The sequence below is a fragment of the Streptomyces sp. NPDC002776 genome, assembly GCF_053592195.1.
Window position 1 is genome coordinate 16,929 of sequence record NZ_JBSFVG010000004.1, and the last position, 13,514, is coordinate 30,442.

General features: G+C 70.2%; 7 protein-coding genes. 4 read left to right on the forward strand and 3 right to left on the reverse strand.

Translation table 11 applies throughout. The features are described 5' to 3' along the window. The first annotated feature begins 192 nt into the window (after positions 1-192). Positions 193-3,039: a preprotein translocase subunit SecA gene (secA, locus tag ACWD11_RS09965; protein ID WP_389415670.1), complete on the forward strand. Its 2,847-nt coding sequence runs from the start codon at positions 193-195 to the stop codon at positions 3,037-3,039. A 1,047-nt stretch (positions 3,040-4,086) separates the two neighbouring features. On the opposite strand, the gene ACWD11_RS09970 is transcribed toward secA, so the two are convergent. Further along, entirely contained in the window at positions 4,087-4,611 is a 525-nt protein-coding gene (locus tag ACWD11_RS09970) for an Rv3235 family protein (RefSeq protein ID WP_451282360.1), read from the reverse strand. A gap of 329 nt (positions 4,612-4,940) precedes the next feature. On the opposite strand from ACWD11_RS09970, the gene ACWD11_RS09975 reads away from it, so the two are divergent. The 3 genes from ACWD11_RS09975 (at position 4,941) to ACWD11_RS09985 (ending at position 11,613) form a co-directional block, all read left to right on the forward strand. Next, positions 4,941-5,456 carry a DUF6912 family protein gene (locus tag ACWD11_RS09975; protein ID WP_389415672.1) on the forward strand — a complete coding sequence of 172 codons (516 nt, stop codon included), beginning with the start codon at positions 4,941-4,943 and terminating at the stop codon, positions 5,454-5,456. Positions 5,457-5,537: 81 nt separating this feature from the next. Beyond that, the gene (locus ACWD11_RS09980) at positions 5,538-6,203 is read left to right on the forward strand and encodes an HAD family hydrolase (protein WP_451282362.1); all 666 of its coding nucleotides are present in this window, start codon (positions 5,538-5,540) and stop codon (positions 6,201-6,203) included. Between the two features lie 475 nt (positions 6,204-6,678). Continuing rightward, positions 6,679-11,613 carry an NAD-glutamate dehydrogenase gene (locus tag ACWD11_RS09985; protein WP_389415674.1) on the forward strand — a complete coding sequence of 1,645 codons (4,935 nt, stop codon included), beginning with the start codon at positions 6,679-6,681 and terminating at the stop codon, positions 11,611-11,613. Between the two features lie 96 nt (positions 11,614-11,709). Here the strand turns inward: ACWD11_RS09985 and ACWD11_RS09990 are convergent, their stop codons facing one another. Then, a complete protein-coding gene (locus ACWD11_RS09990; RefSeq protein WP_451282364.1) occupies positions 11,710-12,534 on the reverse strand; it encodes an ABC transporter ATP-binding protein in 825 nt (274 codons plus the stop codon). Then, on the reverse strand, positions 12,527-13,453 hold the full coding sequence (locus ACWD11_RS09995) for an ABC transporter permease (protein WP_451118971.1): 927 nt from the start codon (positions 13,451-13,453) through the stop codon (positions 12,527-12,529). Before ACWD11_RS09995 ends, ACWD11_RS09990 begins: the two co-directional genes overlap by 8 nt. Between the last annotated feature and the right edge of the window lie 61 nt (positions 13,454-13,514).

A 13,514-nucleotide genomic window follows, 5' to 3' on the forward strand; every position in this document is an offset into this window, starting at 1 on the left:
ATTCGTCGCACCGGACGGCACCATCCGCGGCGCCCGTCCGTTGTCCCTTTCGAAGAGATGTGAAGCAGCGGAAGGTCGCCGTCTCGGCAGGCCTCCCGGCGTGGCGGGGTCCTCGCATACGATGGCCGTTGCTCAGTCAAGTCAAATGGAAACCGACCGTCCCAGGCCCGACCGGCAAGGAGACCAACCCCCGTGTCCGTCCTCTCGAAGCTCATGCGTGCAGGCGAAGGCAAAATCCTGCGCAAGCTGCACCGCATCGCGGACCAGGTCAACTCCATCGAAGAGGACTTCGTCGACCTCTCCGACGCCGAGCTGCGGGCCCTCACCGAGGAGTACAAGCAGCGGTACGCCGATGGTGAGACTCTCGACGACCTCCTCCCCGAGGCCTTCGCCACTGTCCGCGAGGCCGCCAAGCGCGCCCTCGGCCAGCGTCACTACGACGTGCAGATCATGGGCGGCGCCGCCCTCCACCTCGGTTACGTGGCCGAGATGAAGACCGGTGAGGGCAAGACCCTCGTCGGCACCCTGCCCGCGTATCTGAACGCGCTGTCCGGCAAGGGCGTCCACCTCATCACGGTCAACGACTACCTGGCCGAACGCGACTCCGAAATGATGGGCCGCGTCCACAAGTTCCTGGGCCTGAACGTGGGTTGCATCCTCGCCAACATGACGCCGGCCCAGCGTCGCGAGCAGTACGCCTGCGACATCACGTACGGCACGAACAACGAGTTCGGCTTCGACTACCTGCGCGACAACATGGCGTGGTCCAAGGACGAACTCGTCCAGCGCGGCCACAACTTCGCCATCGTCGACGAGGTCGACTCCATCCTCGTCGACGAGGCCCGTACGCCGCTGATCATCTCCGGCCCGGCCGACCAGGCCACCAAGTGGTACGGCGACTTCGCCAAGCTGGTCACCCGCCTGAAGAGGGGCGAGCCGGGCAACCAGCTCAAGGGCATCGAGGAGACCGGCGACTACGAGGTCGACGAGAAGAAGCGCACCGTCGCGATCCACGAGTCCGGTGTTGCCAAGGTCGAGGACTGGCTGGGCATCGACAACCTCTACGAGTCGGTGAACACGCCTCTGGTGGGCTACCTGAACAACGCCATCAAGGCCAAGGAGCTCTTCAAGAAGGACAAGGACTACGTCGTCCTGGACGGCGAAGTCATGATCGTCGACGAGCACACCGGCCGTATCCTCGCCGGCCGCCGCTACAACGAGGGCATGCACCAGGCGATCGAGGCGAAGGAAGGGGTGGACATCAAGGACGAGAACCAGACGCTCGCCACGATCACCCTGCAGAACTTCTTCCGCCTCTACAAGCGCCACGACCACGACGGCAAGGAACAGCCGGGTCTGTGCGGCATGACCGGTACGGCGATGACCGAGGCCGCCGAGTTCCACCAGATCTACAAGCTCGGTGTGGTGCCGATCCCGACGAACCGGCCGATGATCCGCAAGGACCAGTCGGACCTGATCTACCGCACCGAGGTCGCGAAGTTCGAGGCGGTCGTCGACGACATCGTCGAGAAGCACGAGAAGGGCCAGCCGATCCTCGTCGGTACGACGTCGGTCGAGAAGTCCGAGTACCTCTCGCAGCAGCTCAGCAAGCGCGGTGTCCAGCACGAGGTGCTCAACGCCAAGCAGCACGACCGTGAGGCGATCATCGTCGCCCAGGCCGGCCGCAAGGGCGCCGTGACCGTGGCCACCAACATGGCCGGCCGTGGTACGGACATCAAGCTCGGTGGCAACCCCGAGGACCTCGCCGAGGCGGAGCTGCGTCAGCGCGGCCTCGACCCCGAGGAGCACATCGAGGAGTGGGCCGCGGCGCTGCCCGCCGCTCTGGAGCGGGCCGAGAAGGCCGTGCAGTCCGAGTTCGAGGAGGTCAAGGAGCTCGGCGGGCTCTACGTCCTCGGCACCGAGCGGCACGAGTCGCGCCGGATCGACAACCAGCTGCGCGGTCGTTCCGGCCGTCAGGGCGACCCGGGCGAGTCCCGCTTCTACCTGTCGCTGGGCGACGACCTGATGCGTCTGTTCAAGGCGCAGATGGTCGAGCGCGTGATGTCGATGGCGAACGTCCCGGACGACGTGCCGATCGAGAACAAGATGGTCACGCGCGCGATCGCGTCCGCGCAGTCGCAGGTCGAGCAGCAGAACTTCGAGACCCGTAAGAACGTTCTGAAGTACGACGAGGTCCTCAACCGCCAGCGTGAGGTCATCTACGGCGAGCGCCGCCGCGTCCTGGAGGGTGAGGACCTGCACGAGCAGGTGCAGCACTTCATGGACGACACGATCGACGCGTACGTCATGGCGGAGACCGCCGAGGGGTTCGCCGAGGAGTGGGACCTGGACCGGCTGTGGGGCGCCTTCAAGCAGCTCTACCCGGTGAAGATCACCGTCGACGAGCTGGAGGAGGCGGCGGGTGACCGGGCGGGGCTGACCGCCGAGTTCATCGCCGAGTCCATCAAGGACGACATCCATGCCCAGTACGCGGAGCGCGAGGCGCAGCTCGGTTCCGAGATCATGCGCGAGCTGGAGCGCCGGGTCGTGCTGTCGGTGCTGGACCGCAAGTGGCGCGAGCACCTCTACGAGATGGACTACCTCCAGGAGGGCATCGGCCTGCGCGCGATGGCGCAGAAGGACCCGCTGGTCGAGTACCAGCGCGAGGGCTTCGACATGTTCACCGCCATGATGGAGGGCATCAAGGAGGAGTCCGTCGGCTACCTGTTCAACCTGGAGGTCCAGGTCGAGCAGCAGGTCGAGGAGGTCCCGGTCGAGGACGCCAAGCCGACGCTGGAGAAGGGCCCGCAGGACGCGGTTCCCGCTCAGGCGGGTGCGCGGCCGGAGATCCGCGCGAAGGGGCTCGACGCCCCTCAGCGGCGGAACCTGCACCTGTCCGCGCCGACCGTCGACGGCGCCGGTGGCACCGTCGAGCGGGAGTGGTCCGACGACGAGGAGCCGGTGCGCTCCGAGGCGGACGGCCTCACGCGCGCGGAGCGGCGCAAGCAGGCGCGGGGTGGACGGCGCCGTAAGAAGTAGGGGTTCCGAGGTACCCGCCGCGCCCGCGAGGGCGTGCCGCGGCGGCCGTGGAAGGGCCGGGTCACCGTTCGGGTGCCCGGCCCTTCGGCATGAGGGCTTGCCGGGTCGGGCGGGCTGTGGGCCTTGAGCTCGGGGCCCGGCGCCTGCGGCTTCCGCCCAGCGCCTGCGGCTTCCGCCCGGGGGCCTGGCGGCCTGTGGCCCGGGCCTGCGCCTGTGGCCTCGCACCCTGGAGGGCTGTCGGCCTGGCGGCCGTGTGGCCGTGCGGAGGCCGTGGAAGGGCCGGGTCACCGTTCGGGTGTCCGGCCCTTCGGCATGAGGGCTTGCCGGGTCGGGCGGGCTGTGGGCCTGGGGCCTGGGGCCTGGGGCCTGCCGCCTCGCCGCCTGGCGTTCTGGCGTCCTGCCGGCCGTGGGAGCCTGAGGGCCGCCTGTTCAGCCTTGCGGCCGGCCTGCTGGTCTTCGACATGGGGGTCTGGCGGCCGGTGGCCCTTCGGCCTGGCGGCGGGCGGCCCAGCGGTCGTGCGGCCCAGCGGCCGGCTGCCGGTCAGGCGGCCAGGGGTGCAGGGGGCCTGCTGGTCTTGTGTTCCTGGCCGCCTTCGGCCTGGCCGCCTTCGGCCTGGCGGCCCTGTGACCCTTCGGCCCGGCGGCGTGCGGCTCAGCGGCTTTGTGGCCCTGCGGCGTGCGGCCCAGCGGCCTTGCGGACTGCGGCCGCCTGCCAGCCTTGTGGCCAGGGGCCAGGGGCCAGGGGCCAGGGGCCAGGGGCCAGGGGGCCTGCTGGCCTTGTGTTCCTGGCCCCTTCGGCCTGGCGGCCTGTGGCCCTTCGGCCTGGCGCCTGTGGCCCTGCGGTCCCTGCGGCCCACCGGCCTGGGGGCCCTGCGGTCCCTGCGGCCCACCGGCCTGGGGGCCTTGGGGCCTGGGGCCTGCTGGCCTTGTGGGCCTCGTGGGCCTTGTGGTCTGTGAGGCCCGTGCCTTCGGGGGCGTGGGTCGGCGGTGTCGTGTGGTGGTGGTCTGGTTTGCGGCATGGTGGGGGCGCCGTTCGTTGTGGTGGGTTCAGTCGTCGTCCGTGCGGGGGCGGGACGGGCCGCCGAGTTCTACTGCCGTGCAGCGCCAGCGCAGGTCGCGGCCCTGTTCCAGGCGGAAGGCCATGGCGCGCAGGCGGTCGCCGGCGCCGATGCGGGCGAAGGCCTCGATGGCGCCCGGGGAGGGCACGTAGTAGCCGATGTCGCGGATCACCGGGCGGCTGCCGGGCGTACCGCGAGAGGCGCGCAGGGGGCCGAACTCGGCGAGCCAGGCCAGATCGTCGTAGGCGCGGCCGGCGGTGTGGCGGAGCATGCAGTGGACCGGGCGCTGGCCGCTCAGGACGGCGAGCAGGCGGTCGGCGAAGACATCGGTGGGCCGGGGCTGGGTGACGGGGCGGCGCGGAGTCTGGGGCGGTACGACGTGGACCGCCTGCTCGGTGCCGCGCGCGCCGGCAGGGGAACGGGGGACCGGGGTGCCGCCGGGGCGGCGGGAGTCGCGGCGGACCGGCGGGCGGGCGCCGGGGTGGTTCCTCGCCCGCGTCATGACCTTGTTCATGGGTGCCCCCGTTGGGTCGGCCCGGGATTACCGAGCGGTAACTTTGTGGTTGGGGATCTTGTACGGGGTGTCGGGCGGGGCATCAAGCGGCGGCGGGGGTCTGTCGGGGGGTCCGGAATGTTCACCTATCCGGATTACGTCGGGGGTGCCCGGCCCCGTAGGCGCGGGGGTGTGCCGGGTGAGTTGCCGGACGCGGGTGGACGGCTCCTCAGGCGCGGGCGGGGGCTCGAAAGGGGACGGCCGCACGTATCCTGAAGGCCCATCCGGAGGTGCGGGAACGCCCTCTCCGGGACTGTTGCGGAAGCCTCCGACCACGAAAGCGGCCAGCCATGCGCGTCTACGTCCCCCTGACCCTCCCCGGTCTCGCCGAGGCGTACAAGACGGGCGAACTGGGCAGCGGGCCGCTGCTCGCCTACGCCGTCACGCCCGCGCTGCGCGAGTGGTACCTCTCGGACGACATCGAGGAGCTGGAGTACGCGGCGCTGAACCGGGCCGCGGTCGCCTCGCTGCGGCTGCTGGCGGCGGATGCCGGGGCGGTGCGGCGGCGCGTGGTGGTCGCGGTCGACGTGCCCGACGGCACGGCGACGGCCGATCCCGACCGGGGCCTCGACCCGGCGGCGCTCGGCGAGGTGCGGGTCGCGGGAGCGGTGCCGCTGAAGAAGGCGGCCGCCGTACATGTCGACGGCGGCGACGCGGAGGCGGACGTGGCCGCCGCGGTCCAGGCGCTGGAGGCGGCGGACGGCGGGGACGACGACGCCCAGTTCGTGGTGGACGGGGCCGAGGACCACGAGCTGCTGTGGTTCGCGACGCAGGAGATCCCGAACCTGGTCGGGCTCGCGGGATGAAGCAGGACCGCCGCTTGCGGCTTCCTCTGTCTTGACCTGCGGTTCTCTTGATTGTCAGTGCGGGCGGGTACGTTTTTGGGCATGGGGATGCGAACAGGGGCGCACATCGTCTGGGACTGGAACGGGACGCTGTTCCACGACAACGACGCGATCATCGGGGCCACGAACGCGGCCTTCGGCGAGCTGGGGCTCGAGCCGATCACGATCGAGCAGTACCGGTCGCTGTACTGCGTGCCGGTGCCGAAGTTCTACGAGCGGCTGCTGGGAAGGCTGCCGACCGACGCCGAGTGGGAGGTCATGGACGAGACCTTCCACCGGTACTACACCGAGCACCGGGTGGGGTGCGGGCTGACCCCGGGGGTGACCGAGCTGCTCGCCGGCTGGGGGGCGGGCGGGCGCAGCCAGTCGATCCTCAGCATGTACGGGCATGACGACCTGCTGCCCTTGGTGCGGGGGTTCGGCATCGACGCGTACTTCATACGGGTGGACGGGCGCACCGGGCCGTCCGGTGGGAGCAAGGCCGAGCACATGGTGCGGCACCTGGAGGCGCTGGCCGGGGTGGACCCGGCGCGGACCGTGGTGATCGGGGACGCGGCCGACGACGCCGTGGCGGCCCTGCACGTGGGGGCGCGGGCGGTGCTGTACACCGGGGGGTCGCACAGCCGGGCCAGCCTGGAGGGGGTCGGCGTGCCGGTGGTGGACACCCTGGAGGAGGCGGTCGCCGAGGCGGAGCGCCTGGCGTCGTGAGCCGGGCCGTGACCACGGCGGGACCGGGTCGGCCCGTCGTGTCACACACCGGATCCGGCGGGCGCCCGCACTGTGCAGAACGTCAAACTTCCACCCCCGGTTTTGTACACATACGGCTCATGACGGGCCCCCGGTAATCAGCGATAGCCTGGTGGCGTGATCAGCGCGATAGCTCGCGGGGGCAAAGCCGCCCCTGCCCTGCGCCCGGTGAGCACGGATGACATCCGTGGCCGGGCGGCGGTCGCTGATCCTCGCGGGCGGACGACGGCGCGCAATCCCTCGGTGACGACAGTGCGGAGAGCAGTGTCACACCCGACGGCCGGGCCGATTTTGGCTGATATCCCCCCGCTCATCTCACCTCGCGGCATAGCGTCGAAGCAGACCGGACACCCCGCGTCGCGACGTTACGCCGGAGGGCACGAGACCGTACTTCCTTCTACGTCACGCAACGGCGCGCGACAGGAGCCAGAGGACAATGCAGACCAAGCTGGACGAAGCAAAGGCCGAGCTGCTCGAGAGGGCCGCCCGGGTAGCTGAGAACAGCCCGGCCGGGGGGCACCTACCGACTGGGACCACGGGCGAGACCACCCCGGACCGGGACACCGTGCTCTCGTACCTCCAGCGTTACTACCTGCACACCGCCCCGGAGGACCTCACCGACCGCGACCCGGTCGATGTCTTCGGAGCCGCCTTCTCGCACTACCGGCTGGCCGAGACCCGACCGCAGGGTACGGCCAATGTGCGGGTCCACACACCGACGGTGGAAGAGAACGGGTGGACATGCAGCCACTCCGTGGTCGAGGTCGTCACCGACGACATGCCCTTCCTCGTCGACTCCGTCACCAATGAGCTGACCCGTCAGGGACGGGGCATCCACGTCGTCATCCACCCCCAGGTCGTCGTCCGGCGCGATGTCACCGGCAAGCTCGTCGAGGTACTCACCGTTCCCCCGGCCCCCGGCGAGCGCCCGCACGACGCGCACACCGAGTCCTGGATCCACGTGGAGATCGACCGCGAGACCGACCGCGCCGACCTGAAGCAGATCACCGCCGACCTGCTGCGCGTCCTGTCCGACGTCCGCGAGGCCGTCGAGGACTGGGAGAAGATGCGGGACGCCTCGATCCGGCTCTCCGAGAGCCTGGCCGAGGAGCACGTCCCCGGCGATCTGCCCGGACCGGAGGTCGAGGAGGCCCGCGAGCTGCTCCAGTGGCTCGCCGCCGATCACTTCACCTTCCTCGGCTACCGCGAGTACGAACTGCGCGCCGACGACTCGCTCGCCGCCGTCCCCGGCACCGGCCTGGGCATCCTGCGCTCCGACCCGCACCACGCCGGTGAGGAAGCCCACCCCGTCAGCCCCTCCTTCGAGCGGCTGCCCGCCGACGCCCGCGCCAAGGCCCGCGAGCACAAGCTGCTGGTGCTGACCAAGGCCAACAGCCGCGCCACCGTGCACCGGCCGTCGTACCTGGACTACATCGGCGTCAAGAAGTTCGACGCCGAGGGCAATGTCGTCGGCGAGCGCCGCTTCCTCGGACTGTTCTCCTCCGCCGCCTACACCGAGTCCGTCCGCCGCGTCCCCGTCATCCGCCGCAAGGTCGCCGACGTGCTCAAGCGCGCCGGGTTCTCGCCCAACAGCCACGACGGCCGCGACCTGCTCCAGATCCTGGAGACCTACCCGCGCGACGAGCTCTTCCAGACGCCCGTCGCCGAGCTCCAGTCGATCGTCACCAGCGTCCTGTACCTCCAGGAGCGCCGGCGCCTGCGCCTCTACCTGCGCCAGGACGAGTACGGCCGCTACTACTCCGCCCTCGTCTACCTGCCCCGCGACCGCTACACCACCGGCGTCCGGCTGCGGATCATCGACATCCTGAAGGAGGAACTCGGCGGCACCAGCGTCGACTTCACCGCCTGGAACACCGAGTCGATCCTGTCCCGGCTGCACTTCGTGGTCCGGGTCCCGCAGGGCACCGAGCTGGCGCAGCTCAGCGACGCCGACAAGGAGCGCATCGAGGGCCGTCTGGTCGAGGCCGCGCGGTCCTGGGCCGACGGCTTCGCCGAGGCGCTCAACGCCGAACTCGGCGAGGAGCGGGCCGCGGAGCTGCTGCGCCGCTACGGCAACGCCTTCCCCGAGGGCTACAAGGCCGACCACACCCCGCGTGCCGCGGTCGCCGACCTCGTCAACCTCGAAGAGCTCGGCGAGCAGAAGAACTTCGAGCTCAGCCTCTACGAGCCGGTCGGCGCCGCCCCCGAGGAGCGCCGCTTCAAGATCTACCGCAAGGGCGCGGCCATCTCCCTGTCCGCCGTCCTGCCGGTGCTCAGCCGGCTCGGCGTCGAGGTCGTCGACGAGCGCCCCTACGAGCTGCGCTCCTCGGACCGCTCGGTCGCCTGGATCTACGACTTCGGCCTGCGCATGCCGCAGTTTGCCGGTGGCGGCACCGACTACCTCGGCGACGACGCCCGGGAGCGGGTCCAGGAGGCCTTCGCCGCCACCTGGACCGGACAGGCCGAGAACGACGGCTTCAACGCCCTGGTGCTGAGCGCCGGGCTGACCTGGCGGCAGGCGATGGTGCTGCGCGCGTACGCCAAGTACCTGCGCCAGGCCGGGTCCACCTTCAGCCAGGACTACATGGAGGACACCCTCCGCAACAACGTCCACACCACCCGGCTGCTGGTCTCCCTGTTCGAGGCGCGGATGTCCCCGGACCGCCAGCGCGCCGGACACGAGATCGTGGACGCCCTGCTGGAAGAGCTCGACGCGGCGCTCGACCAGGTGGCCAGCCTGGACGAGGACCGCATCCTGCGGTCCTTCCTCACGGTCATCAAGGCGACGCTGCGCACCAACTTCTTCCAGGAGGCCGCGGGCGGGCGCCCGCACGACTACGTCTCCATGAAGTTCGATCCGCAGGCCATCCCGGATCTGCCGGCGCCGCGTCCGGCGTACGAGATCTGGGTGTACTCGCCGCGGGTCGAGGGTGTGCACCTGCGCTTCGGCAAGGTCGCGCGCGGTGGTCTGCGCTGGTCCGACCGGCGGGAGGACTTCCGGACCGAGATCCTCGGTCTGGTGAAGGCGCAGATGGTGAAGAACACCGTCATCGTGCCGGTCGGCGCGAAGGGCGGGTTCGTCGCCAAGCAGCTGCCGGACCCGTCGGTGGACCGGGACGCGTGGCTGGCCGAGGGCATCGCCAGCTACAAGACGTTCATCTCGGCGCTGCTCGACATCACCGACAACATGGTGGCCGGTGAGGTCGTGCCGCCCGCCGACGTGGTCCGCCACGACGAGGACGACACCTACCTCGTGGTCGCCGCCGACAAGGGCACCGCGACCTTCTCCGACATCGCCAACGAGGTCGCCGAGCAGTACAACTTCTGGCTCGGTGACGCCTTCGCCTCCGGTGGCTCGGCCGGTTACGACCACAAGGGCATGGGCATCACCGCCCGCGGCGCCTGGGAGTCCGTCAAGCGGCACTTCCGGGAGCTGGACCTGGACACCCAGAGCGAGGACTTCACGGTCGTCGGCATCGGTGACATGTCCGGGGACGTGTTCGGCAACGGCATGCTGCTCAGCGAGCACATCCGGCTGGTGGCCGCCTTCGACCACCGGCACATCTTCATCGACCCGACCCCGGACGCGGCGACCTCCTACGCCGAGCGCCGCCGCCTGTTCGAACTGCCGCGCTCCAGCTGGGCCGACTACGACACCGGGCTGATCTCGGCCGGTGGCGGCGTCTTCCCGCGTACCGCCAAGGCGATCCCGGTCAACGCGCACATCCGCGAGGCGCTCGGCATCGAGGGCAAGGTGTCGAAGATGACGCCGGCCGACCTGATGAAGGCGATCCTCCTGGCGCCGGTGGACCTGCTGTGGAACGGCGGCATCGGGACGTACGTCAAGGCGTCCACCGAGTCGAACGCCGACGCCGGTGACAAGGCCAACGACCCGATCCGGGTGGACGGCGCCGACCTGCGGGTCAAGGTCGTCGGCGAGGGCGGCAACCTGGGTCTGACCCAGCTCGGCCGGATCGAGTTCGCCCGGCAGGGCGGCAAGATCAACACTGATGCCATCGACAACAGCGCGGGCGTGGACACCTCCGACCACGAGGTGAACCTCAAGATCCTGCTCAACGGCCTGGTGCGGGACGGCGACATGACCGTGAAGCAGCGCAACAAGCTGCTCGCGGAGATGACCGACGAGGTCGGCCGGCTGGTCCTGCGCAACAACTACGCGCAGAACACGGCGATCGCCAACGCGCTGGCCCAGTCCAAGGACATGCTCCACGCCCAGCACCGGTACCTGCGCCACCTGGTCCGCGAGGGCCATCTGGACCGCGCCCTGGAGTTCCTGCCCACCGACCGCCAGATCCGTGAGCGGCTCGGCGCCGGAGACGGCTTGACCGGCCCGGAGACGGCCGTGCTGATGGCGTACACGAAGATCACGGTCGCCGAGGAGCTGCTGCACACCTCGCTCCCCGACGACCCCTATCTGCGCGGGCTGCTGTACACGTACTTCCCGAGCGCGGTGCGCGAGCGGTTCTCCGAGCACATCGACAGCCACCCGCTGCGCCGGGAGATCACCACGACCGTCCTGGTCAACGACACGGTCAACACCGGCGGTACGACCTATCTGCACCGGCTGCGCGAGGAGACCGGTGCCTCGCTGGAGGAGATCGTCCGGGCGCAGACCGCGGCCCGCGCGATCTTCCGCTCGGCGCCGGTGTGGGACGCGGTCGAGGCCCTGGACAACCAGGTCGAGGCCGCCGTGCTCACCCGGATCCGGCTGCACTCGCGCCGACTGGTCGAGCGCGGCACGCGCTGGCTGCTCAACAACCGTCCGCAGCCGATCCAGCTCACCGAGAACGTCGAGTTCTTCGGCGAGCGGGTCGAGCAGGTGTGGCAGCAGCTGCCGAAGCTGCTGCGCGGCGCGGACCTGGAGTGGTACCAGCAGATCCACGACGAGCTGACCGCCGCCGGTGTCACCGGCGAACTCGCCACGCGCGTGGCCGGTTTCTCGTCCGCCTTCCCGGCGCTCGACATCGTCTCGGTGGCCGACCGCATGGGCAAGGAGCCGCTGGACGTCGCCGAGGTCTACTACGACCTCGCCGACCGGCTGCGGATCACCCAGCTCATGGACCGCATCATCGAGCTGCCCCGCAACGACCGCTGGCAGTCCATGGCCCGCGCCTCCATCCGCGAGGACCTCTACGCGGCCCACGCGGCGCTGACCTCGGACGTCCTCGCGGTCGGCAACGGCTCCTCCACTCCGGAGCAGCGCTTCGAGCGGTGGGAGGAGAAGAACGCGGCGATCCTGGGCCGGGCGCGCACCACCCTGGAGGAGATCCAGGGCTCGGAGACGTTCGACCTCGCCAACCTGTCGGTGGCCATGCGGACGATGCGCACGCTCCTGCGGACGCATACATGAGCGGCATGAGTTCGTAGCTGTACGAGTCCGTAGGCGGTACGACGGACAGGGCGCCCCGGGCCGGGAAGGCACGGGGCGCCCTGCGCGTCGCGGCAGCTATACGGCGACCTTCGGCTTCGGCTTGGCCTTGGGCTTCTTGTCGCCGGTGAAGGCCTCGTACTCCTTGAGGACGTCCTCCGCCGGGCCGTCCATGCGCAGTTCGCCGCGCTCCAGCCACAGCACCCGGTCGCAGGTGTCGCGGATGGACTTGTTGTTGTGGCTGACCAGGAACACCGTGCCCGCGTGCTTGCGCAGTTCGCGGATCCGGGCCTCGGAGCGCTTCTGGAAGGAGCGGTCGCCGGTGGCGAGGGCCTCGTCGATGAGCAGGACGTCGTGGTCCTTGGCGGCGGCGATGGAGAAGCGGAGCCGGGCGCCCATGCCGGAGGAGTAGGTGCGCATCGGCAGGGTGATGAAGTCGCCCTTCTCGTTGATGCCGGAGAAGTCGACGATCTCCTGGTAGCGCTCCTTGATCTGCTCGCGGGACATGCCCATGGCGAGGCCGCCGAGGTAGACGTTGCGCTCACCGGTCAGGTCGCCCATCAGGGCCGCGTTCACGCCGAGCAGGGAGGGCTGGCCGTCGGTGTAGATGGCGCCGTTCTCCACCGGCAGCAGGCCCGCGACCGCCTTGAGCAGGGTGGACTTGCCGGAGCCGTTGGTGCCGATGAGGCCGATGGCCTCGCCCTTGCGGGCGACGAAGGACACGTTCCGCACCGCGTGCACCGTGCGCACGCCGGACGCCTTCTCGGTCTGCTTCCGCCGCACGATGCGGTTGAGGGCGGCGGTGGCGGAGCCGCGGCCCGCGCCGGTGCCGTTGACGCGGTAGACGATGTCGACGCGGTCCGCGATGACGGTGGGGGTCGGTTCGTTCGGGTTCTCAGCCACGGCCGTACGTCTCCTCAGCCTTCCAGAAGTAGATGAAACCGCCGATGCCGGCGAGCAGGGCCCAGCCGGTGGCGAGCGCCCACACGTGCGGCGGGAGCTGGCTCGCGTGGAAGCTGTCGATCAGGGCGAAGCGCATCAGGTCGATGTAGACGGCGGGCGGGTTGGCCTGGAGCACCGGGCCGACCCAGGCCGGCCAGTCGCCGTGCTTGGCCAGCAGATGGTCGATGCTCCACATCACGCCCGAGGTGTACATCCAGGTGCGCAGCACGAACGGCATCAGCTGGGCGATGTCCGGGGTCTTCGCGCCCACCCGGGCCATGATCAGCGAGACGCCGGCGTTGAAGGTGAACTGGAGTACCAGGACCGGCAGGGCGAGCAGCCAGGAGGCGGCGACCGGCACCCCGAAGGCCAGCAGGATGACGACCAGGGCGCCCATGGAGAACAGCAGCTGCTGCAGTTGCTGGAGGCAGAAGGAGATCGGCAGCGCGGCCCGCGGGAAGTGCAGGGCGCGGACGAGACCGAGGTTGCCGGAGATGGCGCGGGTGCCCGCGAGGATCGAGCTCTGGGTGAAGGTCCAGATGAACACGCCGGTGACCAGGAACGGGACGTAGTCCGGCACGCCGTTCCTGGTGCCGAGCAGCACGCCGAAGATCAGGAAGTAGACGGCCGCGTTCAGCAGCGGGTTCATCACCTGCCAGAGCTGCCCGAGCTTGGCCTGGCTGTACTGGGCGGTCAGCTTGGCCGTGGAGAACGCGGCGATGAAGTGACGCCGATCCCACAGCTGGCGGACGTACTCGGGGAGGGTGGGGCGGGCACCGCTGACCGAGAGGCCGTGGCGGGCGGCGAGGGCCGCGAGGTCGACGTCGGCGGGAGTCGTCGGGGCCGTCGTCGGGGGCGGTGTGTCGAGGACCTGGCTCACATCCGCTGCTTTCGCTCGGGGGGTGGGGTGCGCGGTCCGGCGCCCGGCGTTCGCCCACCGG